Consider the following 25,658-nt stretch of genomic DNA (forward strand, 5'->3'; position numbering starts at 1 on the left):
TGTCATTCTAACCCGTCTCGTGAAACCCCATTAGAAGTTTCACAAAATGGGTCTAAGTGCAGTTAATAGTTTTGTGGGCAACTCCTGAATGGTTGGGACCGTTACCCAGAACGGCATTTCGAACTGCGGTTCCTGACTTCCGACGCTGACCCCAATCACGAACCCGCCCTCTTGCTTGATCATGGCAGCAGCCCGCTCGGCGAGGCCCCCATCGTTCGGCTCGCCGTCCGTGATGACGATGAGGATCTTCTTGTCCTCTTTTCTTGCGCGCATTCCCGACCACGCTTCGAGCATGGCTTCCCCGGTCGGGGTGCCTCCCATCTGGAACTGGGATTTAGCCATTTGGGACATGAGCCGGTCGATGCCTGCCCGGGCTGTCACGATGTTGTCCGTGAAGTCCTTGAGCAGGTACAGCGGGATTGAATTGTAGTGATTGGTATAGGCGAGGTAGCGCGTTACCACCCGCCGAGCGGGTCCCAAGGCCTCAGTCAGAGCAATCTTGGCGTCAAAATAGAGATCGATACGGCGGGGATTGCTCTGGCGATGGTTGATTGGGGTGTCGTCGTCGTCATTCGCGAACTCGGTCATCGACACTGATACGTCGCCCAGGAAGGTGATTGCAGTGTTGTTTGATCGGGTGATGGTGGTCCGGGCGTAGATATCCGGAGACATCGTTGCAATAGCGGTGATGTTGCGCATGTCGAGCTGCCCTTCCTCCCGGTTTGGGCTGCGCCGTCGAACATCGCGGGCGATCACGAGCGAACGGAGGGAGCCGGCAAGCGTGGATGTTACGCCTGCTAGACGGTCGCGCGCCGAGTTGTAGTGTCCGAGGTCGGATGGACCTTGCAGGGTCCGGTCGAGCCGGACGGTAGAGCCGATCGGAGTCGGGGAGGGAATGCAGCCCTCCTTTTCGAGCTTCTCGGCAATCTCCCCGATCTGATCGAGAATGTCGCCGATATCGAGCCGGTCTTGATCCTCGGGTTCGTGACCCTGTGCGGCCTGACGGATCCGCTCTTCGCGGGCGTCCGTGTCGTCCTCGTCGCTTCCATCCGTGCTCTCACCGTGCCCGTCGTCGTCTCCTGCCTCGTCCAAGGAGGGAACAGCGTCGAGATCCTGCCCCGATGCATCAGCAGTACCGGGTGAGGTTGTCTGGTCAGCGGAATCCCTCTGGTCGGAGCCGCAATCATTGGTGTCTCTGTCGGTCGCTGGGTCTTTCTCGGCGCCGGTGCCCGGGTTGGGGCTGTCCGGGGACTGAACTCCATCTTCGCGTTCTCCGTCATCGCCCTGATGAGAAGCGGCGTCGGACGGATCTTTGCCATCGGCTCCGTCGGAGCCATCGGAACGCGACGTGATGTCATTGTTCCCGGACTGGTCGGCCGTATCAGAGCTGGATGCGTCGTCGGTCAGGTCGGGATCTTCTCCGCCCTGACCACCCTGAGGGCCGTCCTCCGTGCGCTCGGGCTCCGACTCGCCGTTGCCAGGTTCGTCCGAGCCATCGGACCGATCTTCAGTGGCGCCAGATCGGTCTGTGTCAGCGCCCGGGCCATTGCTGGAATCGTCAGATGAGCCGTCCTGTGCGTGATCAGTATCGTCGGAGACATCTTGTGAGAGGTCATCCTCGGTCTGGTTCTCGTCCTCAGGTTGCTGATTGGGATCGGCCTCATCCGGGATTGCGGCGTTCTGGTCGTTCTGCGCTGACTGTTGATCCGGTTCGCTGTCCTGGTCCTCGTCTTGATCTTGGACTTGTCCCTGATCCTGATCCTGATCTGGGTCCTGGTCTTGCTGCTGATCCTGGTCCTGCTGCGGGTTAGGCTTGGGATCGTAAAAGCGAGTCAGGATGGTGTCAGTGAGGAGCTCTGCTTCATCCATGATCTTCTGGTTCGCGGTGACGTCGTCCTCTGAGACCGTCGAAAGGATCCGTGGCCACATCTCGTCGATCATCGCCGCGACTTCCGGATTGATCTTCCGAGCAATCTTCAGGCAGGCCTGGGCGGTGCTGGCACAGGTATAGCCGTTGGCAACAGCGTTGTGCCAGGTGAGCATGGCGCCGGCAGCTGTGAACGGGTTCTCAAGGCCCTTTGGGTTCTTGCGAAGACCGGCGATATCTCTGGAGACAACGTGTTCGCGTGTCGCATTGAGGTTATCACGGGTCCCTCGCCAATCCCTCATCAGATGGTGCTCGATCCGCCAGTCCTCTGCACAGTTCCAGAGATCGTGGATCGTCTTGATGCGGATGAGAGTTCGCTTGTCCGGCTTAGGGTTGAAGATGCCGGTGCGGATCTGATCGACCGAGAGGCCGGTCTTGTCCGCCAACATTTGCTGCCGCTTCCGCGTCGGTGTGTAGATGATGTGAGCTGACTCATGGTCCGCATAGCCGCGCATCACGCGGGCGTCAGGGACTCTATAAAGAGAGGCATCATCGATCGCTGGGAGCTTGATCAGGCCCGCGCCGTCAGTATAGGCACCTCTGCCCCTGAACTCGACTTTGACCTTGGCGCGGGAAACCGCCGTGCAATTGATGTCGATCTCGCGCTTGAGATCGTATCCAGGTACCGTGGCAGCGATCATGGGTTGACGTTCTCCTCTGCCGGCCAATCATCGCCCATGACCTTGCGGGCGAGCTCGGCGATGGCACCGGACTCGGCTTCGTCCGATCCACGGTTGACAATGATTTTCTTGACGGACTCGACGCATGCCTTTGTCTCGTCATGAAGGATGGCTGTCTGGAAGGCAGCATAGCGGGCGCAGGCCTTCACCTGGCGGTAACTAAAGGCGCTCCTCAGCTTGCCTTCCCGAAGTGCGATCCTCATGGCGCCGGCGATGCGAACGATGTTGGTGGCAGTGTTGAGCGGAAGGTTCTGAACTTCCTTCCGGATCTGCTTCACCTCGTTCTCTTCGGTCTGGTAGTCAAAATCGATCCAGAACGCGAAACGGTCACGGGTTGCCTCGCTCATTTCCTGAACCAACGCATAGAGGTTCATGCCGTCGGCGCGACCCTTGGTGTTGGCTGTCGCCATGATCGCCACCTTGGGGTGGGGGTAGACGACGCGGCCCTCATCCTCGAGGATGGTGATGCCGTTGCCCTCGTAGAGCTGGTGGGCGAGGTACTGCAGGTCCGGGTCGCCGCGGTCGATTTCGTCCACGTCGATGATCGCCGGCAACTTCATGGCCTGAAGGGCGATGCCGTCGAACCATTTTGTGGTAGAGGCGCCGTTCTCGACGACCTGCTTGAAGCCTCCGACGATCTCGCGGCGGCGCATCTCGCCGTCGATCGGAATTCGGAACCACGGACGGCCCAGACGGGCAGCGATTTGTTCCGTAATGGTGGTCTTGCCGCAGCCAGGAGGTCCGACCAGAGCAGAGTTGTAGCCGTTCTCGATGGACCACAGGATCGGGGTCAGCTTTTCGGCATCGAAGGTGAACTCAGGCCTGATCACAGGAACCTTCGGGTGCGGCTCGTTCCAGACAACCACCTCGACGGGGAAGTTCAGATCACTGGGCTGCAACTTGGTCGGGATGGCATCTTTGAAGACGTCCCGGGCGAGTTTTCGTACGATGGTGTAGGTCGGCTCGTTTTCCGGCAGGGCTGACTTAGTGAGGCCCTCTTTCTTGAGACGAACGACCTCATCCTCGGCTGCGCGCAGCTTCTTGATGAGCTCCTCGACCGACCCAATTCTCTTGCTGGTGCCCTGCTGAATGACCGTGTCAGCGATCGCGAGTTTTTTCGGGTCATAGTCGAATGGCCCGACCGGGCAGAATGCGGTGACCGTGGAGGTTTCAACCGGTGGAGGCGGGGGGCGTCCGGGTCTGTGCTTGTCGAGTAGTACTGAGCCGCCATTTGGCGGATCTTCTCGATGTCCCTGTTCATGAGTTCTTCGTTGAACGGCGCGAACCCGTCGAAGTCCTCCTTGCGCTTCTTGCCGCGACCGAGAATGGTCATGGCAATCTCGCGCACCATGGGATCGTGCTCGAGGAAGGGGTTGATTTCGAAGACGGCCGCCAGCTTATTGACGTAGGAGTCATAGGCGGCCGCGATCTGGTCGTCGGTGAAGATCCCTTCGACAGCCAGCCTGATCTTCTGATCCTCTTCGAATTCCGCCGGCAGTGCCCCCGTGTGCTTGGGCTGCAGGACCATGCGAATGCGTGGCCCCAGCTTGAAGGCCGCGATGTGTCGGAAGACAGGTACGTCGTAATTCATGGATCTTTCCGCTGGAATTGGGTTGCAGAAATGCATCGGGGCGGACACTTGGTCCGCCCCGGCACGCGGCTCTCGGCCGCTCTCATTCATTCTTTGGGTTTGGGGTCAGCCCTACATTTCCCATCCGACACTTGGTCTAACTGGACGGCTAGTTCTGGGAGGCTTCGGAGTCGGTACTGAAACGCCCTTCGGCTGGGAGGTGCCCTCTAGGCCTGTTCCCATTCTCTTCTGGGTCAGGGTTTTGAATTCTTCCTGAGACAACCTATTGAGGTTGGTCATCATAGAAATTCCCTTTTGGCTCTGCTGAAAAACCTCCGAGGCAATTTGGAAGGCTTTCGAGACCTTGATCGTCTGATCTTCAATCTTGACCTGTACCTTGCGGCTGCGCAGGGACAGGTAGTCCGACTCATGCCTGGCTATAGTGTCACGGGCGAAGGTGACGAGTTCCTTTGCACTGAAGGGGCGGGACTGGACGCTTTTGATGCTGCGGCTGCCGGTAGTCCTCTCCTCCGAGCAGCAAACAACGTGGAACGACGGCTGGCCCTTGGCATCGCGAACGGCCTGGGCAAAGTACACTTCGCTGCCAGTGCAGATCGCCCGAACCCAGGGGTTGTCGGAGACCTTTGTCCAAGCCTTGTAGGTTGTGTCTCCCTTTTCCACGAACCGCTGGGCGTCAATGTATTCGTTCATGGTGCCATGAACATAGGTGCTCGCCCCCATATCGATGAGGATCCCGTGCGTCTTCCCTATTGCGCTCCGGGCGGCGCGGCCGACCATTTGCATGTATTCAGCCCGGCTCAAGATCTCCTTGGTATTAAGAATGGCGACCGTTTCCGGAGCGTCAAAGCCTTCGCCGATCATACCGACTGAACAAAGCGCCTGGACCTTGCCGCTTGCATAGTCGGTGACGGCAGCCTCGATCTCGTCATGCCGCATCTCGGAATGAATTACTCCGGCACCGATGCCTTGATCCTCGAACGCGGTCTTTAGTTTCTCCGCATCATCGATTGTCGTGGCAAACCCAAGGATCGGCCTTCCCTCAAGCCCTCGTCTTCTCATCTCTTGACAGGCTTCACGTGCCGCTCTGTCGAAAAAATCATCTGGCCTGTTGCGTTGGATCAGTGAGCGGATTCCCGCGCGGGTCTTCTGGATATCCCGGTCGTCGATCTTCGCTTCGATGGCGTCCCTGACCCAAGTGCCATTCTTCAATGGGTAATCGGGTGTGACCGTTGGGACCTCCGTGATTTGTCCGATCTTGATGGCCTCGGCATAGGTCATGACAATCCGTCTCGCAGAGGCAAGACGGGGATGGAGGCTGGCACCGTCCCCACGGAACGGCGTTGCAGTGGTACCGACAATGACGGCACCGGGGTTGGCTTTGGTCACCTCGTCGATGACACGGCTGTATTCGGAAGCTGGATCTTCGTCAGTGGTGTGGTGGCATTCGTCGATTTGGATGAGGGCGAAATGCCCGAGTTCATCCATCCTTGAGGCGATAGTCTGGGGAAGGGCATAGACGACATCGGCTTGCTTGGCGCCGAGGATATTACCGTCCATTGCAACGGCTGTTCTATCGGGGTCGATCCCGGAGTGAGAGGATTTCTGAGAATTCTGGGAGGCGATCCTGCGAAGACCCTGGAGCACGAGGACCCGGCTGTCGCTGATGCCGTCCTGAAGGCGATCACCGTCACTGATAGCAGCTGCCACCCGATTGTTGATCCAGGTTTTCCCGCCACCCGTGGGGGCGATCAGAAGCACGTCTTCGCCGTTCCGGACCGCATCTATGATCTCAGAAGCGATCCGCTCCTGAAGCTCGCGAGCTTTAGGATTGACGTAAAACGCCGGCGTCTGGGATGCATTGGGCGACATGGCAGATCCGGGTCCTTGCCTATTTCCGCATTGTACCCGAACGAAAACCCAACAGAAAAGGGGCTAAGTGCCTTGAATCGGGTTTTGTATGTTCCTTAATGCCTCCGAACCTCCTATGATCGTCGCCGACGTTATTCCCTCAAGTGGAGATTGATCATGCGAAAGCGGTTCTTCGGTGGTCGCAGCCAGCCGGAACCCCACCAACCTCATCCCCAGCCCCACCTTGGCAATTCGCCCCAGGCTGGCGTGAATGGGTCCGGTCCAGCCGGCGGGCGTAAGTCTGGTGCTGGCGACGCCAGTGCGGACATAGCCGGTGAACTGGCCTCAGCAGCGCTGGGTGCGAACGGACAGTCGCGCGGAGGCATTGGCTTCCTTAGAGGCGCAGCTGGGATGGCCCTGAGAGCTGGGACGTCCGATATCGCGATGTCGGCAGGGAAGGCATTTCTATATTACCAGCTGGCACAGATTGTTTACGGCGAGATCAAAGAATACCTCAACGCCTTCCTAGGCACCGATAAGCACCGATCCGATAGCTGGGCTCAAGGCATCCGGGACCCTTCGCTCGAGCAGGCACTCAACAACTCGGGTGCGGGACGTGATGCAGTTGCCGCTGGGCAGAAGATCGAGGCCCTGACCCAAGGTCAGTCGCTGGCCGGACGCGCGGTCGATCCAACCACACATCGGGGGTTGGGGTCTTACGAGACGGGGAATCTCAACCAGCCTCACCCGACGCTTGGTGCTGGATCGCAGATGGTTGTGAGGCTTCCCGGTGAGACCGGGCAAGAGTTTAGGCTCGACATGAGCGGGGCCCATAATGACAAAGAAGCCCTGAACACGCTCCTATCTGATTATCCGAACAAGGCGCGGGCGTTCGGCCTTCCGCCAGAACTGCCCTCCGGGTCCTCCGTAATGATTGGCAATCGGGAGACCGGGGAAGACGCCCGAGAGTACCAGTTTGTCGATGGCAAGACCTTCCTTCAAAACAACTCCATCGATGGATCCCTGGACCGTGCCTCTCACGCCATCGGCACCTCTGAGACGTACGGATCCAAAGATTTCAGCTTTAATAAAGAGGTGATCGCGGTATCCGATCCAAGGCTTATCGATGCGGCGTCCTTCGCGGATCAGGCAAAGAGCAGCAGCCTCATCGTCCGGGAGAGCCGGTATGAAGGCATGGAGTCCCAGCAGGTTGTTGGTCCGGAGGGCTGGTTCAGCAAAGGGGACGGCGAGGCGATGGCCAGTCTGGCGACCTCGCTCGGCATTCAGGACGGGGCAGGAAAGGTCGTGCAGGCTCATGACGTCCGCACGGGCGAGAACGCTGTAGCAGTCAGCGGCCCAAGCGGGATGGCGGCGATGAGCGTCGATGCTCAGGGTGGCCAGCATATTGTGGCACAAGCCCAGCAGGGTGAGTGGTACCGGACGGTCGCTGTCAGTGCAGAATCCGATGAAAAGGCGCTGTCCTTCGATTCCCAGGGCCAAGGCCACCTCACTGACAAGGGGGTGGAACGGCTGGACAACGTATCCAAGTTCGTCAGCAATGCTTCCCCGATGGAGGAACTCGCGCAGGCGGTTGATGGCAGCGCGAGAGGCGCGGTGGTTGCCGACCTTTCAGGCAAGGAGCCCCTGACGGCCATGCGGGTGTCCTTCGACAATGAGAATTCTCAGTCCCAGATGGACTTCATTGTGAAGAATGGGCAGTTGACCATCACGGAGAACAGCCGCGCCGACGGAAAACCAATTGAATTGGCGGTGATCCGGGACGCCTCCATCAAGGTTGATCCGCAAAGTGGTGCTGTCGAGATGGGTGAGAAGGCCCAAGGCCTGATGAAGCACGCGCTGGAACTTGGAGCGGAAGGCGGACGCGAGGGCAAGACCGCGATGCGGATGTTCGCTGAGGCACACCCAGAGACCCAGCAATTCGCTTCGGTCACGGATCGTCAGCAATCGGGTCAACCGAATATCTTCGCGCAAGTGGCCGGATCTGGAGATTTGGCTCCGAATGCGAGGGGTACGATGAGCGGGATCGTCAACCAGGCGTCCCAGGAGGCCGATCATATCGCTACGGCTATGCCGGCGCGGGTGGCTCAGATGCCGTCCGTTGCGAAAGCGTCCCTTGAGATTGGAGGCTGACGATGCGGAGGTTTGGAATTCTTGCGGTTGTGGGATTAATGCTCGGCGCATCGGCTGGGGGGCATGCTCGCGATTTGACGAAGCCTGGGGTGGACCTGAGTGGTTTGGATCCGCTCGGACCATCGAAAGGACAGGGGCAGGCCGTCATTACCGGGTTTAGGGATCCGCCCAGAGCAGACCCTCGGATCGACTTCAGCGCCCCGGGGCTGCAGGACACGCTCTCGTCGGGATCGCCGGGGTCCTCCTCGACCTGTCCGGGGCCGTGCTCTGGGCTGGTTGGGCCGAGCAATTCGAGATTCCTCGGCAGTACGTACTAGCGTGCAGCGAGCTTTCGCGCTGCGCCCACACCACGGGCATAGCGACCGATTGCAATGATCAGAGCGGCAGCCAACACGATAAGCGTGAGGCTGCCGTTTCCTTTGAAAAAGCGGTTGGCGCCTGCGAACATCACGAAGGGACACCAGTAGGTGATGACGTACATCACTTGGTCATAGGCTGAGACCGCGCGCCGGAAGCTGACGGTCTTGCCCGATTGTACTGAGATGCGCGGGGCATCCATGACGGCCATCGTGCGGAGCCAGAAGGTCCCTAGACGGGTCTCGTCCAGGGCACGCGGATTGTAGCCGGTTAGCGCAATGAGCGAGCGGTGACCGTAATAGCGGTCAAGATTGAAGGCGGCGACCACCATGAGCAGAAGCAGATTCATGGTGCCCATACCGGCGAACGCCAGGATCGCCATCACGCCAAGCGAGATGATGTCTATCAAGGCATCCAATAGGGAGCGACTGCGGGAGGGCGCAGCCGCGGGGGTGAGATTCTCAGTCAAACAGCGTCTCCACTTCAGGCAATCAGGCTCCAATCGGGCTGATCCGAAGTATAGGCGTATCCGTACAGAGCGATAAGGTTCTTCAACGTCTGTTCAGCCTTAGCTGAATCCGTCGGGAAGGCGAGATACTCCAGACCATTGAACGTAACGAGATCCAGGCCGAGGTGCGGGGCATTTGCCTTGAACGTCTTCAGCTTGTCGTCAGACAGGTTGTAGGTCTGACGCACGGCCGTCATCACGAGCTGCGGGGTGATCATCGTGCTGTTGCTCAGGACAATCGTCTTTCCGGCGTCGAGCTCCTGCTTGATCTCGGCGAAGTCGAGCGCTCCGCCGACCTTGAGGTTGCCAAGCTTGATGCGGATATCCTCGACCTCCTCCTCCGAGGTGATGAACCCAAGGATCCGGCTCCCGTCGCTGGTGTTGGCGATCCAGAGGCGGCGACCGAAACCGAACTTGGTCTTGCCGAAGTGCTTCCAGATCAAGGGCAGAGCGCCCGAGATCATGATCTTCTCGCGGGCACGATGGTTCTTGATGCGATCCACCTGAACCTGCCAGAGCATCTCGGCCCGTGACTGATCCTCGACCTTCTCGATACGGCGTCCCCGCATGGCGAATTTCGGCATCACGCACTCGCCGTCTGGGCGGATGACATGAACCATTTCCCAGCCGTTGGAGGCCAAGCCCGTGGGCACCTCGATCCATACGTCCGCCGTCGACATGTTGAACCAGGTTTGGGGCATGTCAGTTGTGGAGCGGAGGAGGAGCGCCGTCTGGTACGCTTGGCTGAAATACGAGATGTTCGAGTTGGGGTCGCATTCGAGCTTGGTGACCTTAACCCGAGCGCCCGTGAAGGGATGGGTGTAGATCACGTTTTCGTCGATGGTGCGAACTTCCTCCCGCATGAACTCCGGCCCCGTGTCGAAATTGCCGTCCGAGATGAGTGCCATCACGTGGTTTGCGATCTCGGAGTCGAGGTAGGCGAACGCCTTCCGCTGCACGGCGATTGGGAGCGTCGCTGCCCGACGGAGGAAGACTTCGAGGGTGATGTAGCTTTGGCCCCGGTAGCTGCCCTTGGTCTCAAGGTCGTTGAGGAAGGTGATATCCTCCGGTTTGAGATCATCATAGCTGCCACCTTTGAGCTTTGCGTAGAACGAGCTCCAGCCTGAATACGCATGGGACGAGCGGTAGCTGTCCAGCGACGTAAAGAGACCGTTCGAGGTCGCCTGTCGGTGCCCCTGGCTCAGGGCGCCGAGGCTCGCCATGCGGGTCACGACAGACGAGAGATAGACCTTCTCAGCGGGGATATCGAGGGCAACGTACGATACCACAGGCGGCTGCTTTTGGTTGCTGCGATGCGACCGGCCGAGACCCTGAACGGCCTGATCCGCCTGCGATCCGAGCTGCAGGACGTAGTGGCGCCGCTGCCGCTGGTTTCGCGCGAACAGGCTCGCGTGGTAATCCATTCCAGTGCCGCCGGCGCTGTTGCTGAAGACAAGGATCTGTTTCTGGTCGTTCATAAAGGCCCGCCAGTCCTGACGGACGTCGCGCTCCGTGCGTGGCTCCAACTTGCTTGCGGCGTTAGCATCCCCGTGGTTGCCCAGAGCATCGACTGGCACGACGCGCTTAGACCGTCCGGTGATCTCCGCCACCTGGGACGTGCCAAAGTTTCCGAGAAGTGCTTCCAGCGGGCGAATAAAGCCCGGCATGGACTGAATCTTCTCGATCAGGGCACGCTTGGCATCGACGTTCATGTCGATTGTGACCATGGAACCGTTCTTCTTGATCGCGAAGCCTTCCTTGTTGGTCAGGACCTCCGGCAAGGACTCTACGAACCGGATGAGTTCGCTCGCTGCCTGGAGCTTCGAGGCATCGATGTCGCCGCTATCGAGATGGCGGTCGAGCTCCGCTTCGAACGTGTTCTGCAGCTGGATGACGCAGGCTTCGCCGCGTGCGAGGGCCTTCTTGATGTCCTCGATGAGGCTGTGTGTCTTGATCGAAACGATCAGGGTGTCGATCACGCGCTTGGAGAGTTGGGCGTAGAGCGCACCGAAATACGTGCCGCCGTTAGCCGTCCGGACTTGGCGCCAAGTTGGCTTCCAGCCCTTCTCATCGGCGGGCACGGCGTTCTCGATGCACGTCCGGGCAATGCTGGTGATCTCGTAGAGCATATTTGAGTATCGGTCGAACAACTCGATGTCGTTGGCCGACATCGGGTGGATCAGCTCTTCGTAGCGGACACCCTCAAGGGAGAGCTGCCGGCAGACCATCTGCCCTGCGGCCTTGATGTGCGAGGTGATCGCTTCCAGTCCCGAGAGGCCCGCGCCACCGAAATCGTCGAAGAAGTCGGTGGGCTTGGCGTAGCTGGTCCCGGCGCCCCACAGACCAAGGCGGACCATGTAGGCGAGATTGTCGAGCTCGGTTGCACCGGTGGCCGAGCAATAGACCACGCGAGCGTTCGGCAGGGCGTTCTGTAACTTGATGCCAGCGAGACCCTGCAGGGAGGTGGCGACGCCCCAGCCACCGTCGTTCTTGTTCGAATCCAGACCGTTGCGCATGTTCTGGCTCTCATCCAGCACGATGACGCCGTCGAAGTCCTCACCGACCCAATCTGTGATCTGCTTCAGGCGGTCGAAACGGCCGGTTTCATTTTGGCTTCGGAGAAGTGCATAGGTCAGATAAAGGATACCATTGCGCTTCGGTACCGCATGCTTGCGGTTGTAGTCGCCGAGATTGATCAGATTCTCGGTCGACATTCCCAGCATTTGCATGGCCTTAACGACATTCTCTCGATGCCTCTGCTTCTCGCCGACGACGATCGCCTTACGGCGGCCGCGGTTCCAGTTGTCGAGAATGATGCCGGTGGTTTCGTTGGTCTTGCCCGCGCCGGTACCGTCTGCAACGAGGAAGCCCAGCCGAGGCTCGGCATTGAGGTCAGGGTCAAACGGAAGAAGCTTGCTGTGAGCCTCGCCGGCGAGCACGATGCTCTCCAACTGAATGTCGGACAATGCACCGGAGCGGATTACCTCCGGGTCGAGCATGGGCTTATATGTCGGCGCGACTGGTTTGGACCCGGCAAGGGTCTTCGACTGAATCAGGGCCGCCGGATGGGGTTTAGCTTCGGCGAAGATTGCGCATTCCGGACGGTACTGGTCGTAGATCTCATTCACGCTGCCGGAATCATCTTCCGTCGGTGGATTGTGGGAGATCTCGATTGCCTTGCCCTTGGCCACTTTGGGCGGGCGGCGGGTGGCCGGATCGCGCACAGGAATGATGTCGAGCGCCTGACCGGCGGTCTTGTCGATCACTTTGATGTCTACGACTTCCGGAGCGACGGTGGCATCCGTTCCGCCGACATAAAGGTCCACAGCTGCATCCTCAATGTTGAAGCTGGCGATGCGACCGGCATTGACGAACAGGTGATCGGATGGGGCGTCAGCCTTGCTGCGAACCACAGCGACACGAGTATCATCCGGGACGGCAAAGCCTTGGGGAGGAACGGATTGCGCGGGGCTGGACAGAATGATGCCGTTCGGGGAAGGGCTCTTCTTCTTGGGGGTAGCGCCGCTAGCCGAAACGATGGCGGCGGACACGCAGCTGTCGACAAGGATATTGTCGTTCTGGGCAATGCCGACGAGGCGGGCGGCGGCCCAAGTAGCTTCTATGTTTGCAGTTTTCGGGAGGGCGCACAGCTTGCGCAGCACTGCGACGGCGTTGAGAGAGGCTGCGCTGGATGGTGCGTCTGGGCCAATCTGATCGGCATAGCGGGCGAAGGCCGCCTGCATGGTCTCCATTGCAAGCTCCTGATCGCCTGCGTCGAGAGTGTGGCCGCGTGCGATCTTTTCCAGAGCCTTGGTCACTTCGGTTTGCGTCGCCATGAGGTTCTCATCTTGCGGGCGGCAGGCGCCCGTCATTTTGGGGATTTGGGGAATTCCGCTGATCACCTGGTGAACCAAATAAAAATGCCCCGCATCCTGGCGGGGCCCTTTTCCAATGCAAGTAGGCATAATGGCGTGGTTTTAGGTTCGCGAGACGGCAAAGGGTAGGTCAAAAATTGTTTGGCACCGGAAGGCTCTAGTACGGAGTCAACTGAACCTTCGGCTTACCATGGGTCGGGATTGAGCGCATCGTTTCATCGCCGCGATTGGAGGGTTAAACTCGCCGGGAACCTGAAATGATGAACTGCAGCAGCTTCACCGGCAGGTGACTGCAGAGCCTTGCCTTGTACAAGAGATCGCCTGATCCTTGCTAAGCGAGAGCGCGGCATCCCAGTCCGGCCTATCCTGAGCCTTCGGGCGTCCACAGCAGGCAAAGGCCTCCCGGACATTAAACTTGTAGTAAGCCTGTAGGATCCCGGTCTGGACGCCAGTCAGCGCAGCCTCCTCGTTGTCGTCAGACCACTCTGTAGAAAGATTGTCCCCGTTTGGCTTGACGGACATTAGGGTAAAGCTATCGGGTGCGCGATCAATCGCTGCGTAGCAGGCATCCGCTTTATCAAGTAGCGTAATCAGATCAGCTGGATAGCCTTGACGGGATAGATCGCTTTTCTTAGTAGCCAGCCGCACCGGATACCGGGCGTCGCCTTGGCAGAAGTCTGGTCCGCACGCACATTGCGCCCATGATCCCGGGGACAGTAAGAATGTCCCGAGACATGCGAATGCGAGACGGCACAGGTTCGTCATTCTCCCAGATACCATGTAGGGCTACAGATCTGGATCCTCCGTATCGGCCGGAGTGCGGTTACCATACCTTCTCCTCCCATTCTTTGTATTCTGAAATTTCCTTAAATTCTGCGGATATACATCTCACTGTTGCTTCGAGCTTGTGTTCGAGGCACTGTAGGATGTGAGAAATAAACATGGAAATCGAAGCATCTATGTTCTTCCCGCCATGAATCAGAATGACTATGGCCGTGGAAATTGCGGCCGTCTCTATGCACTCACGGAGAGATCTTTCGGAGTCGTGCTTAATATGTTCTTCCGATAAGACGTATCCCCACCCGACACGGTTTCGTTCGCGGGACTCGATAACTGGTACCTTCGTGCGAACGATCCTACACCGTCCTATTTTGACGTCTTTTAACTTCATTACGGTGCGCCACTCGGGATGCTTGAAGATGGTTCCGATCCGATGCGCAGTTACGGCGATCGCATCGGAACAAGGTCCGCCCTTTTGCCGCTCGTACTCTAAGATAGCACCTTCCGGGTCGTTTACGTCTCCATAGATAATATGCTCTTCTGGGGTCGCATTGGACGGCGCATCACAGAGTAGCCGAATGCCGCTTTCACTTTCCCGCATTCCAAAATAGGGATTGCCGAGTTCATCAACGTGATTTCGTGCTTGTTCGAGCAAATTATCAATACAATCCCGACAATCTCTAAGATCTTTATACTCTAATCTTTCAAGGATATAGGAAAGGGCCATGCGGTAGTCGTTCGAAGGTATACCAGCATTGGCGAGTCTATCCGCCGAATCCGAAATTGCAGTCTCATCGGGATCAGTTTGATCGGTAATTACCCAGGCCCTTGCACGAGTCGGGCTTCGCTGATTCCATGCCTGTATGGGCCGCAGCGATCTTGAGCGTCTGAGCAAGGAAGAGCTGATCGAGCTGGTGCTGCGACTGCAGCGGCCGCAAAAGACCTCGCGCACGTCCTCAAAGCCGCCCTCGACCGATCGCAAGCAGCGTCGGGATCAGGCCAAGCCCGGCGGAGCCAAGCCTGGTCACGAAGGCCACAGCCGGATCCTCAGCGCCACGCCCGATGAGGTGGTCGAGCACCGTCCTGACCGGTGCTCGTGCTGTTCGGCTGTCCTGATGGCGGATTGGCCGGCGGAGACGATCAGCCTCCACGAGCAGATTGAGCTGCCGGCGGTGGCGCCCCGTGTCACCCAGCATCGGCGCCTGGCGGTGCGCTGCCGGGCGTGTGGAACGCGGGTCGCCGCGGCCGTGCCGGACGCCGCCAAGGGGACGCCGTTCGGGCCCCGCGTCCATGCCATGGCGACTTATCTCAAGACCTTCCAGGCTCTGTCCTACGAGCGGCTGCAAAGCGCATTCGCGGATCTGTTCGGGCTCACCGTCAGCCAGGGCGGCCTGATGACCATGCTGCGCCGAGCGCAGGGCGCCTTTGCGGCCGAGCGCGACAAGGCGGTTGCGGCGTTGCGCCAGGCCAAGGTCATCGCTTCCGACGAGACCGGCGTCCGGATCGAGGGCTCCAACGCCTATCATTGGGTGTTTCGCTGTTCGGAGGCGGTGGTCCATCACGCCTCTCCAACCCGGGGCGCCAGCGTGATCCGGACCGTGATGGACGGGCACCGGCCCGAGGTCTGGTGTTCCGACCGCTACAGCGCGCAGCAGGGCCATGCCGACGCCCACCAGACCTGCCTGGCCCATCTTGCCCGCGACGTCGCCTATGCCGATGAGGCGAGTGAGGATATCCTGCCCTCCCGCCTCCAGCTGTGGCTGTACCGGGCCTTTGCCCTGGCGGAGGAGGTCGGATCCCTTGCCGCCTCGACCCTCGCTCGCAAGCGCCGGGCCCTGGAGCGAAGTCTGGACGCGATCCTGGCCGCGCCGACCTCCTGCGATCTGGCCCGTGACCTTCAGAGCAAGGTCCGGCGCGCCCGCGATCAGCTCCTGACCTTCGCCCACTGGCCCGGACTGGTTGATGCGACCAACAACGCCTGCGAACGCGCTCTCAGACCCGCCGTCATTCAGCGCAAGGTGACCAACGGCTATCGCTCCATGTGGGCCGCCGAGGGCGAAGCGGACATACGCACGGTCGTTGACACGGCTCGTCTCGGTCCGGCCACCAATGCGTTCAACACAATCCTTCAGACCGTGTCTGCCTGAACCTCAGTGCGAAATAGGGGCGTGGGTAATTACTTTGATCGAACGCATCGCGGAGTTGATCAATTTGATCTTGGGTCAGTCCAGGGCGGTTGAATAGCCTTGCAACCACGGTCATTTGCATTCTGTTTGGAACGATGTCTAACACGTCCAGAGTCTGAACAACTCTTCCGTCGGGTGAAACCATCTCCACCGGGCGAGAGACGAAGCAGTTGATTACAAAGTCAGGTGGTTCGGTAGGAAAGGTCCGTTCCGCACCCTGCACAAGCTCAAGTCCCTCGCTGATCACCTCCTCGGTAATCAATTGATGGTCGTAGTCAAATTTAGTTCTCGTCAAATCGGTAATAAACTTGCAGAACTGTTCGCTAGTCAAATCGGGATATACCCAGCGGTCTATAGTCATCGTCGCATCTCCCTTAACGGTTACGCGTTGAACATGACCTAACTGCGCTTTGTTGAGTTTATGTCAGTTAAGCAAAACAATCTAGCAGCATCTCCGTTCGACTTCAGAAGCGATCTAATTGTAGGGGACTTCCCATTTTAGATGCTCATGAAGTCGAAACAGAGGAAGCGATTTACTGCGTCTGGAGACTACTTCGGGAGTACTACCGAGTTCCCTTTGCTGAATATCGTGCAGAGAGTTTGGACGGCGATCTGCCTAAGAGTTGGGACGTTGGCCCAAGGAAGAGCTACTGGGATGCAGCGAAGATCGCGTTGCCACATCTTGTCCTTCTCTTTGGCGCGTAGCAATAAAAAAGCCCCGCCGAATGGCGGGGCTCTGCGAAATCCAGTCTACAGATATTAGAAGACGTAGTCTGGGATCCAAGCATTGAGCCGGAGCTCGGTAGTTGCACGAAGGCGGCCGGTCCCTTCCTTGGCGTCGTTGAAGGCTTCGGCCAGGAGCGGCACCAGGTCACTCTTGGAAGCGTGGGTAACATCGCCCGCTTCATCCGGATCGAGAAGTTCGGATGTGAGACCCCGCAATTCCTGGGTCGTTAGGGTCGACAGGAACTCGTTGTCGGGAGTCCAGGTCTCGCGGAGCGAATAACCTTCGTCCTTGGCACGGTTGAGGACACGGGAAACGATGCTGTCAGGCAGGAACGTTGGCTTGCGACCGACATTGTGGCGAAGGCGCACGGCAACGCATTCGTTCAGAGCCTCCTGTAGGTCAGTCTCGTCAAGCGAGAGGGCGTAGGCCAGAGCATCCTGGTTGGCCGCCATCACCCGGGTACGATAGCTCTCGAGGAGCAGATCGCTGGTGCGTTCCTGGAGCGCCCAGTCGAGCCCGATGGTTCGATCGCCGAGCAGCGCGGCGAGCATGATCGCTGCCGTGAGACGGTTATCGCTGGCCACGATTCCGGCTGCGGAGGCGGTACGAAGTTTCGCAAAGTATTCAGCCGCCTTCTGGTTTGGCGGTTCAGTTGTGATCGATGTGGTATCGACCTCTCCGACCGAACTTGCGTCGGCCGTGAAGACAGAGAAGTTCTCGTCATCACCTGCGGCTTCGTCCTCGTCATCGTCATCGCCGGACGCCATGGAGATCTGAGCAGCAGTCTGACCGCGCTTGATGAGATCACGGTGGACCGTTACGAGGCCGTCGTTGGCCACTTCGATGACCGCGATGCAGCCATCGTTGCCGGGAGCAGTCTCATATTCCCAGTCACGAAAGGGTTCGCCGCGGAGGATGTCGACGCGAGCGTGGCCCTCGCGTTCAAGGTCGGCTTGGAGCTTCTCGATTGCGACGTTCTGAGCCTGCCAGAAGGCGTCGCGGTCCGTGATCAGGCCCTCATGTTCTTCGATTAGATCCTGCTGGACGGAGATTCCAGAGATCTTGACGTCAAAGATGGCATTCTTGGCCGGAATGTGGGCCTGGCGGAGCAGAGCGTTGATCTGTTGAACCGACACATAGGAGGATTCCGCCTTTGAGATCGCATTCATAATCTCCTTGCGGATCGTGTCGCCGGCCCGGACCATGGCCTTCGCCCACTCTAGGCGGCGCTTGCCCTCGATCACCATTTGCTTGACCTCTGAGTCGAGCTTGGCGACATGCATACGCTCGGCCACGTCATTCGGCTTGAGTCCGACGGTACGGGCAACGTCGCGGACGTCCATCTTCTCGGTGAGGTGAGCGATGGCCTCGCACTCCTCGATTGGGTTCATCGATTGGCGATGGATGTTTTCGGCCGTTGCGATGAGGAAAGCAGTCGTGTCATCCACGTCGGCGATGTGGCAGCGGACGGGGAAGTCGGGTGAGAGCTCCCCTGATTCAACCTTGCGCTTCATGCCGCGGTAACGGCTAAAGCCGACGAATACCTCGTAGATGTCCCCCTTGGGGCGAACCACGAGGTTCTGAATGAGTCCCTGACTGATGATGGAATCGCCGAGACTGTCCTCGTGAGCCTCGTTGCGGGTGCGGCGGGGATTGTTGTTCCACTCGATCAGCTGTGAGAGTGGAATGTCACGCGTGTCCGAGACGTGAGCGGCGGCGGCGGCTGGGATCTGGTTCTTCTTCGACGACGAGACCCGCGTCTTCGTCGTGGTGGTCGAGGGGGCGGTGTGCTGAGCGGTCATGAGTGCCTTTGTTCCTTTTCGGGATTTTGCCCGGGAGCTTTCAAATGGAATCTCTGAGAATTCTGGAGACGGCAGCAATCGTCGACCGGCGGCCTGGTGGCCGTCGCTGCGTCCCAGTCTCTGTCGGTGAGTTTTGAGGGTTAGGCGTTCAGAGATAGGTCTTCGCGAGCGTCAGATCATCCCGCAGCCGGCCGATGATCTCGGGGTCGCTCGCCTTGTGAAGGGCATGGGCCGGGTGAAAGGTCGGGATGACTACGGAATACTGCGAGATTGGGGTTTCCGTAAGAGTGCCCCTGTTCTCGCCTATCTTATCTTGCCCTGTCAGGAGCCAGAGGGCGGTGGCGCCCATAGAGACGATGACTTTGGGGTCGGCCATCGCGATAAGCTTCCAAACGTAACGGAGATCTCCGGCATTGGTCTCTTTGACGTAGTGACCGCGGAAGGTGGCTCCGTCATGGATCCTTGTGTTCGCCTGCTCGGTATCCTTTGTGAAGAACTGTAGGATGTCGTTGTTCTTACGGGTTCCGTTGTCGAGAGGCGTCCAGACGGGCTGATGGAGGAACGCGTTGGTGATCAACGTTGCATCGCGCTCGATGCCGAGTTCGCTTAGCAGGCTGTCGAGAAGATGGCCGGCGGGACCGGTAAAGGGTTCGCTGTTGATCGCCTCGTGGCGGCCCGGCGCTTCTCCCAGCAGGAGGAGCCCATTCCAGTCTTTCTTCGGAAGATGGGGCGGGACAGGGCCAGCGAGCGCATTAAGCGGAATCGGGCCGATGGGAAGGGTAGGGGTAGCAGTTATCGACATCGTGCGACTACCTTGGTTGGCTTCCTTGTCACTCGGACCTTGTTTCCCGTGATGGCCTCGACGATTGCCCGCTTCAGACGTGACAGAGGGGTGTCGTAGCCCTTGAAATCTTCGATGACGAAATCTTGCTGCTCATTGTACGTGAAATCGGCTTCGTAAAACAGTCGACGTCGGCGGCCCCGGACGTCTTCGAGGGTCAGGTGTATCCCATTGACAATCAGGGGTATCCGGACCTGGCGCTTGAGGTTCGAGATGTTGCCGATCTTCTCTTGAAGAAGGAGATCGCCATAGCGCTTCATCTCTCCGGCGGAGTCGTAAACCTCTTCCACGTCTCCGGTTTTGATCCGGATCTTGCGGGCACCGTACTTATTGCGCGATTTCCTGGTGAGGCCGAGATAGAGCTTCAGATCCCGCGCGTGGATTCTGTCCACTTGCTGCTCCTATACGCTCGAAGAAGTCGCTCGGTCCGCTCGCAGACGGCTGCGTTTGTGCGGATCTCGCTACGGGAATGGCACTGCACGATGCGGTAGTAGACCTCGAGAGCTGCGTCCTGCTTCTCAATCTCGAGAGCGAAGGGGCCTGAGAGGAGATTCCACTCGTCGTACTGGCGCATGTACTCCCAAAAGCCCGGTTCCTGACAGATGATGTGGAAGCGCCTGAACGTGCTGTTTCGGCTCTCTGGCGTTAGAGGGATGATGTCGGATGTGGCGAGAAGAGCCTCATGCTCGACGAGGAATGTGGTGTCGTTCGGTGCGTACAGAATGTTGTCGCCGACTTGGGCGGGGAGGGCCGCGACCTGAAGCGTCACCGTCTGGTTGCCATTGTCGTTGAGACCATACCGAATGGCCTCAAACTCCTGGCTCTGATCCTCATGGGTCATCTTGAAGAGATAGCGATCACCGTACGTCCCAAATTTGATCTCGGCCGGGAGGAGGGTGGGATCGCAGCGCAGCTGCAGGATCACCAGGCCATCCTTGTTATCTTTGCTGCTGCGCTTGGAGCAGAGGAACTGTTGCTGCATTGGGCTGCAAAAAAGTGCCGCCATGCGACGGGCATGACGGCATCTCTTCTTTCCGGGTTTTAGGAATACGAACTTCGTATTTAGAACCGTCTACCTATTTACGTCTGTTTCTCAGTCCCCAAGTTCGAGCGCGGACCTGTTCATCTGCCGCGGCGAAATCGGCGCCGGAAGGTACTCACTCCCGCTCTCATTCGCCTTTCTGGCCGCTCCGATGACGTCGTCGAGAGTGCCCTTAGCTGCAGCTGCCGGATCAATCTCGATGTCTGTGAGGAACCCGACCTGGGTTCTGGAGGTAGAGGCCGAGCGGGAATTGATTAGGCCGGATTTGGAGAGTTCCTGCTTGAACGATGAACCCTCGTCCATGGCGAACCCTTCGGTTGGAGCGCCCTGATCCTTGGCCGGGCCTGAACCAAAGGTGTCTGTCAGGTACTTGGCACCACTGGACCAGCCGACAAATTCCAACGTCGTCGACATGGCGTCGATGGAAACGTCTCCCAGTTTGCCGACGGCATTGCTGATGGGCTTTCCAATTGCTGTTTTACTGAGCGATTTGCCGAGGAGGGCTTGGCTTGCTAGGTCGGCGACATCATAGGCAAGTAGGGCCTGCCCGAGCCCGGGGACGAAGCGAGCTCCGACCATTGCGCCGGCGGATAAGCCCATGCCGAGCAGCGCGCTCCGGTCGAAACTTCCGGAGGAGGCCTGCTGGGTGAGAGAGACGGCTCCGAGCGCGAGACCCGGCAGCCCGCGGAGTTTGGGCGAAGGAAGACGATGAGCGAGGGCATCCATCGCGAGGGGCGCCGCGGTGTCGAGAGCGGGGGATGCTATTGACGGGACGAATTGGGACAACCCTGCTGGAGGTGCGATTGACGTCGGGACATCGGCAGGTTTTGCCTCCATGGTGCCTTTGCCGCCCAAACGTTCACTCATCTCGCGGGCGAACGGGTCGAGCTGAGAGGAATCCCGCATGGGCTCCCTGTTGCTGAAGAAGTCCAGGGCATGCGCCGACATCGGGAGGTGATGTCCTTCCTCTCCCGCCTTGCCAATCTTTTCCCCTAGCCGGTGGGACCAATCCGGATTGCCCCTGGGCATGAGCCAATTAAAGATGCGGCTCGGGGTATCCAGAATCTCCCCAAGGATATCCTGCTTGGTGCGGTCCTCGAAGTTCTCGGACTCACGGAATTTCGATGTGTCGACCATCAGCGTTCCGTTCCGGTGTCTTTGGCGCGCGAGGTCCGGACCGGTTTGGACGCTGGGGCGGGACCCTGTTCCATTTCCTTTCGATACGCTGTCATGATCCTGTCCAGAGGAGATGGTTCCTCCTTCTTGGTCTCTGACTTCGGCTTCGAACCGGACAGACCAGCCTTGAGGCCAGCTAATCCGGCCTCCACGGGCAGTAATCCCTTTTCGGCGGTTTTCTTGATGACCTTGAACGTGTCAGTTTCATTCTCGGCTGCAATCCGGTGGACGCCTGGGGCGCCGACCAGATGCTGAGCAATCTTGCCGGACAGAGATTTTGAAAGCCCCTTGGGCCTCGTTGAGCGGCGCTGGGTCTGTTCGGCCTGCCGCATCAGGCTTGTGGTAGGGCTCGGTTTCTGGGAGCCGGGTCCATTCTGAGGCATTCAAATGCTCCAATTCGTGCACGAGCAATAATGCCATCAATGAAATGCCATTAGAAGCGATAAAATACCATCAAGCCCCAGAATGCGATGTCAGTGTACCGACGACTTCTTTTTCGTGGGTTCCCAGCGGAAAAGCTCTCGAACCACTTCGGGTTTGACTCGATCGGTGATCACGGCCTCTCTCGAAATCCGGCGCTGAAGCTGTCCGGCGTTTTCCAGCAGGAAGGCCTTGGCTTCTAGGGACATGGTCTCGACGATTGAGGATCCATTCGCGATCGTATTGGACAGGTGCAGGATAGCGACAGGAAGTGTTCGCATGAAGTCGAAGGGGAGGGTCAGGAGGTCTTCGTCTTTTGATGATCCGATCAGCGTAAAGAGCAGTTCCCCATAGGACTCGGCCTTGTCATGGATACTGGTGTAGGCGGCAAGGAGTGGAAGATCAATTTCGGTGGTGTGGTCTACGCTCTGCTGGATTGCTTCCAAGCGCGAGCCGATGGCGGCCGCTAGGTTCTCGAGGGCAACCCTCACAACAGTCCACTCCGAGAGATTTAAGGTGATGGTTCGCACTGAAAGTCCTTTGGAGCACCAGAGACAATCCAAGTTGTTCAGGAAAGGCTGTGGCCGTGGGGAGGGTCAGTTTAGCGCAGATCCGGGTGCTGGGCCTATTGGAGGGCCGAAGTTTGTTGCGATCCGCACACTTCTGACATTTCGACCGCCTGGGCTTTGTTCTTCTTCATGGTTTCCCAAAGGCGGCATATGTAACGTTCCTGATTCTCCGGTTTATAAGAGTGATATCTCGCAGCGGCCTTAACCCAGCTGCCCGTCTGTTTTTGGAGATTGGAAAGGTGCCAGGCTGCGTAACTGACATTGATCCGTGGGTCCAGGAGTGTGCCAAGGGTCTTGAAGCCTGAAGCGTGCCATTTGAGGTTGATCTGGCCGCACCCAACGTCAATCTGAGTTGCCGTCTTTGATCTTGCGACGACAATCAGAGCTGCCATTTCGGCCGATGTTGCAAGGACGGCCTTTCCGTCGATGTTCAAGGCGTTGGCATTTCCTCTAGATTCGTTCTGGATCAGGGCAACCATCATGCCTTTCGGCATCCGGTAGTATCGCTCGGCGATCTCAGCCCATTCGAGACAGCTCTTCTGGACAGGCTGCTGTGCCGGCTGATCCGACACGTCCTGAGGGTCCGAGTCCACGGCGAGCGCGGCACCGGACGTGGCAAGAAAGATTCCAAAGATTGCAGCGGATAGTATGGAGAACGATTTCATGCCAAAGGATTCCTACCTTGCATCAGGTCGGTCAACAGCGTCGTTCGGCTTTCACCAGTGTTTCGTGCAACCGCCTGGGCGAGGGCATTGGCATGGTCGATGATCACGCAGGTTTTCTTTGCCCTGGTGATGCCTACGTTAATCATGTTGCGGTTGAGCATGGAAAGATGGCTGCGGCTTACGATCATAATTACGTGCTCGTACTCTAAGCCCTGGCTCTTGTGGAAGCTGATCGCCCAGGCGCGGCGTAGTTGTGAGAGCTCTGAGTTCTTGTAGAAGAATGTGGTTCCGTCATCTCGGACCATTGTGAGACCGGTCAGGCTTCGGTCTGTGACCGTGCCGATCTCGCCGTTGAAGATCCCCCGTTCCCTGTCGTTTCTGATCTGCATCACAAGCTCGCCGATAGCGATCTCGTCATTACCGGAAATGGCACGGTTGAGCGCGACTGTGCCGAGTCTCCCTTTGTGGAGGGCACAGAGAATCTGGACGGAGTCGCCCCGCTGCTCCGAGAGACGATCGAACTGGGCAATAACGGAGGCGAGCGCTGCCTTTGAGCTTGAGGTGGAAATGATCTGGATAGCAGCGGACGGTAGCGGGATCAGGCCCTGCATGACGCGGCGACCGGCATCCGGGATCTCGGAGGAATGGCTTCGATGATTGCGCTCGAGACGGACGGTAGGGACCGACCCGCTGTTCATAATGGCCTCGACCGGCTTTCCTTCCTGAATCGGCTGCAGCTGTTGGTGATCCCCAATGATGATCAGGCGGGCAAGAGGTGGAAGGGCCCTCAAGAGATCGTGAAACAATCCATTTCCGAGCATGAAGGCTTCCTCGACGACCATCACATCAACAGGCAAAGGGTTGCCGGCATGGTGGGTGTTCGCGTTGTTCGAGTGCCCGAGGATCGCGTGGATGGTGTCCGCCTCGACGCCGGTTTTGGCTCCGACGGCTCGTGCGATGCGGGCGGCCAGTGATCCAAGTCTTATGCGAACCCTGGGATTCTCCTCTCGGAGGAGTAGGGCAATCGCCTTGATGATCGTGCTCTTTCCAGTCCCAGGGCCGCCGGTGATGAGACTGACCTGGTGGGACAGCGCGGTTCTTACAGCGTCGATTTGCAACGGATCTGGGGTCGCGATGCCAGACCTGGCCATCGCCTTCAGGACCGTAGGGACGTCAGGGGGGCGATACTCACAGAAGCGGGTCAGAACCTCGTTGGCGATCGATCGTTCTTGGTCATACGAACGGGCGTTCGCGATCTTTAGGACGCCGTTGCGGCGGAACGTGACCGCTGCCCTGAGCCTTTCGATCTCTGCACAGGCGCGATCGGCATCTTCGGGCAAGACGCCAGCTAGATTGGCAATGGCCCGGACGATAGCGTTGCGGTCGGCATATATATTGCCGTCTCGGCCGATGCTTGAGATGACTTCCTCGGCTGCGGCGAGGGCAAGATCGGTCCTGTCCATGACCGTGGGGGACAGCCGGCGCCAAATCGCGCAGCACATTCCAAGGGAGATTCCTTTGATGTCCTTTCGAAGCCGGAATGGCTGCTCAGAGACTGTCGCGAGCGCTTGCCCCGCGTATCGTTCGATGATCCGGTCTAGGTGAGTGCGAGTGATGCCCGCGGCATGGAGCGCTATGCGAAGGCCATGACGGTTCAAATACGACCTCAGCGACGGGTCGGAATAGTTGGTGCGAAGGGTTTGGAGTAAATTCGACGCGCATTGCCGGTCGGACTCGACCTCCGTCAGGTATTTCACAACATCTGTGGGACTGATGCGGACGACAGGGATCATTTGCACGTCTGTTGGGGTTCCGTCATAATCGCCGGCGATCTAATGAGGTTTATGGAGATTCATTCTCCAAACGCCCTCATTTGCTGGGTTTGCGCCATCCGAGAGCTTTGCGCCATCCAGAAAAGCACCGTTCAACGCCTAAAGGAGGCAAGTTTGCAGAAGCCAGAGGTCATCGAGAACTCCGGATCAAAAGTGCGCCTGTATTTCCAGCGCCGGGACGATCACATGGTGAAAGAGACGGTGACGGTCGACCCGAATGATCCACCGGATCGGCTTCTCCTCACCATCCTCGGCCTGTGGGGTGGGTCTCCAGACCACGACGAGCTGATGTTTGTGATGGCTCAGGATGAGACCGGCCGGGAGATCGTGACCAAAGCCAGCCTGAATCTGTTCGTACTTAGGGATCCGAGGTTCGCTCAGGCCCGGGCCGCATGATGGTGTCGAAGCGGCTCAAGGAGGGGGCGAGGGACCGGTCGCTGCTTGTGGTCGGGGCCGGTATAGGCTTCGCGGTTATTGCGCTCTACGCGCTTGTGAAGGCGATCCTGGGACAAACGGGCCTTCAATGGATCTTGTTTGGCTTGGTCGTATTTACCGGATTAGTGGTGTGGAGAACGTGGGAGCGCTTCAAAGCGAGTGGCCTCAAGCCTCCAACCCTGAGGGAACTCCGGGAGATGGAACGGCAAGAGACCGAACAAAAGACGGGCCGCCCTGAGTGAAGGG

20 protein-coding genes and 1 pseudogene are annotated in these 25,658 nt (G+C 58.6%); 4 read left to right on the forward strand and 17 right to left on the reverse strand.

The window, feature by feature from the left end; all coding sequences use genetic code 11:
- Nucleotides 1-39 precede the first annotated feature (39 nt).
- From FS320_RS45015 to FS320_RS01095, 3 genes are all read right to left on the reverse strand, one after another.
- Nucleotides 40-2,568, reverse strand: a complete 2,529-nt coding sequence (locus FS320_RS45015; RefSeq protein WP_153885276.1) for a VWA domain-containing protein — start codon at nucleotides 2,566-2,568, stop codon at nucleotides 40-42.
- Complete coding sequence (locus FS320_RS01090) at nucleotides 2,565-3,506, reverse strand: AAA family ATPase (RefSeq protein ID WP_162002736.1); 942 nt, start codon at nucleotides 3,504-3,506, stop codon at nucleotides 2,565-2,567. The genes FS320_RS45015 and FS320_RS01090 overlap by 4 nt, the downstream gene beginning before the upstream one ends.
- 803 nt (nucleotides 3,507-4,309) lie before the next feature.
- Entirely contained in the window at nucleotides 4,310-6,067 is a 1,758-nt protein-coding gene (locus FS320_RS01095) for a DEAD/DEAH box helicase (RefSeq protein ID WP_152708747.1), read from the reverse strand.
- A gap of 390 nt (nucleotides 6,068-6,457) precedes the next feature.
- Between FS320_RS01095 and FS320_RS01100 the strand changes: the two genes are divergently transcribed.
- Nucleotides 6,458-8,197 (forward strand): hypothetical protein, encoded by a 1,740-nt coding sequence (locus FS320_RS01100; protein WP_152708748.1) that lies wholly within the window; start codon nucleotides 6,458-6,460, stop codon nucleotides 8,195-8,197.
- Between the two features lie 313 nt (nucleotides 8,198-8,510).
- On the opposite strand, the gene FS320_RS01105 is transcribed toward FS320_RS01100, so the two are convergent.
- The 3 genes from FS320_RS01105 to FS320_RS01115 all read right to left on the reverse strand — a co-directional run bounded on the left by FS320_RS01105 (nucleotide 8,511) and on the right by FS320_RS01115 (nucleotide 14,444).
- Nucleotides 8,511-9,023: a hypothetical protein gene (locus FS320_RS01105; RefSeq protein ID WP_152708749.1), complete on the reverse strand. Its 513-nt coding sequence runs from the start codon at nucleotides 9,021-9,023 to the stop codon at nucleotides 8,511-8,513.
- 14 nt (nucleotides 9,024-9,037) lie between these two features.
- Nucleotides 9,038-12,898 (reverse strand): strawberry notch-like NTP hydrolase domain-containing protein, encoded by a 3,861-nt coding sequence (locus tag FS320_RS01110; RefSeq protein ID WP_162002737.1) that lies wholly within the window; start codon nucleotides 12,896-12,898, stop codon nucleotides 9,038-9,040.
- 862 nt (nucleotides 12,899-13,760) lie between these two features.
- Nucleotides 13,761-14,444: a hypothetical protein gene (locus FS320_RS01115; RefSeq protein ID WP_152708751.1), complete on the reverse strand. Its 684-nt coding sequence runs from the start codon at nucleotides 14,442-14,444 to the stop codon at nucleotides 13,761-13,763.
- Between the two features lie 136 nt (nucleotides 14,445-14,580).
- Here FS320_RS01115 and tnpC point away from each other — a divergent pair, with 136 nt between their 5' ends.
- Complete coding sequence (gene tnpC / locus FS320_RS01120) at nucleotides 14,581-15,864, forward strand: IS66 family transposase (RefSeq protein WP_152708752.1); 1,284 nt, start codon at nucleotides 14,581-14,583, stop codon at nucleotides 15,862-15,864.
- Here tnpC and FS320_RS01125 read toward each other — a convergent pair.
- From FS320_RS01125 to FS320_RS50605, 11 genes and pseudogenes are all read right to left on the reverse strand, one after another.
- Entirely contained in the window at nucleotides 15,833-16,264 is a 432-nt protein-coding gene (locus FS320_RS01125) for a hypothetical protein (protein ID WP_152708753.1), read from the reverse strand. The two genes, tnpC and FS320_RS01125, sit on opposite strands and share 32 nt — an antisense overlap.
- Before the next feature lie 398 nt (nucleotides 16,265-16,662).
- The gene (locus tag FS320_RS01130; RefSeq protein WP_152708754.1) at nucleotides 16,663-18,432 is read right to left on the reverse strand and encodes a ParB/RepB/Spo0J family partition protein; all 1,770 of its coding nucleotides are present in this window, start codon (nucleotides 18,430-18,432) and stop codon (nucleotides 16,663-16,665) included.
- Nucleotides 18,433-18,580: 148 nt separating this feature from the next.
- Entirely contained in the window at nucleotides 18,581-19,234 is a 654-nt protein-coding gene (locus FS320_RS01135) for a uracil-DNA glycosylase family protein (protein WP_152708755.1), read from the reverse strand.
- Entirely contained in the window at nucleotides 19,225-19,665 is a 441-nt protein-coding gene (locus tag FS320_RS01140) for a DUF1064 domain-containing protein (RefSeq protein ID WP_152708756.1), read from the reverse strand. The genes FS320_RS01135 and FS320_RS01140 overlap by 10 nt, the downstream gene beginning before the upstream one ends.
- Nucleotides 19,638-20,198, reverse strand: coding sequence for a hypothetical protein (locus tag FS320_RS01145; protein ID WP_152708757.1), 561 nt, complete (start codon nucleotides 20,196-20,198; stop codon nucleotides 19,638-19,640). The genes FS320_RS01140 and FS320_RS01145 overlap by 28 nt, the downstream gene beginning before the upstream one ends.
- A 168-nt stretch (nucleotides 20,199-20,366) precedes the next feature.
- Nucleotides 20,367-21,452 (reverse strand): hypothetical protein, encoded by a 1,086-nt coding sequence (locus FS320_RS01150; protein WP_152708758.1) that lies wholly within the window; start codon nucleotides 21,450-21,452, stop codon nucleotides 20,367-20,369.
- Nucleotides 21,452-21,874, reverse strand: a complete 423-nt coding sequence (locus tag FS320_RS01155) for a hypothetical protein (RefSeq protein ID WP_152708759.1) — start codon at nucleotides 21,872-21,874, stop codon at nucleotides 21,452-21,454. The genes FS320_RS01150 and FS320_RS01155 overlap by 1 nt, the downstream gene beginning before the upstream one ends.
- A gap of 90 nt (nucleotides 21,875-21,964) precedes the next feature.
- Complete coding sequence (locus FS320_RS01160; protein WP_152708760.1) at nucleotides 21,965-22,441, reverse strand: hypothetical protein; 477 nt, start codon at nucleotides 22,439-22,441, stop codon at nucleotides 21,965-21,967.
- 95 nt (nucleotides 22,442-22,536) lie between these two features.
- Entirely contained in the window at nucleotides 22,537-23,145 is a 609-nt protein-coding gene (locus FS320_RS01165) for a lytic transglycosylase domain-containing protein (RefSeq protein ID WP_152708761.1), read from the reverse strand.
- Entirely contained in the window at nucleotides 23,142-23,756 is a 615-nt protein-coding gene (locus tag FS320_RS47520; RefSeq protein WP_244626896.1) for an ATP-dependent DNA helicase, read from the reverse strand. Before FS320_RS47520 ends, FS320_RS01165 begins: the two co-directional genes overlap by 4 nt.
- Nucleotides 23,757-23,798: 42 nt before the next feature.
- Nucleotides 23,799-24,938 (reverse strand): annotated as a pseudogene (locus tag FS320_RS50605) (AAA family ATPase); the annotation flags it as partial.
- A gap of 153 nt (nucleotides 24,939-25,091) precedes the next feature.
- On the opposite strand from FS320_RS50605, the gene FS320_RS01175 reads away from it, so the two are divergent.
- Together FS320_RS01175 and FS320_RS01180 are read left to right on the forward strand one after the other, a co-directional pair.
- The gene (locus FS320_RS01175; RefSeq protein ID WP_152708763.1) at nucleotides 25,092-25,373 is read left to right on the forward strand and encodes a hypothetical protein; all 282 of its coding nucleotides are present in this window, start codon (nucleotides 25,092-25,094) and stop codon (nucleotides 25,371-25,373) included.
- Entirely contained in the window at nucleotides 25,370-25,654 is a 285-nt protein-coding gene (locus FS320_RS01180; RefSeq protein ID WP_152708764.1) for a hypothetical protein, read from the forward strand. Before FS320_RS01175 ends, FS320_RS01180 begins: the two co-directional genes overlap by 4 nt.
- Nucleotides 25,655-25,658 lie beyond the last annotated feature (4 nt).

It is taken from the genome of Microvirga tunisiensis, assembly GCF_009296175.1.
GTDB classification, from domain to species: domain Bacteria; phylum Pseudomonadota; class Alphaproteobacteria; order Rhizobiales; family Beijerinckiaceae; genus Microvirga; species Microvirga tunisiensis.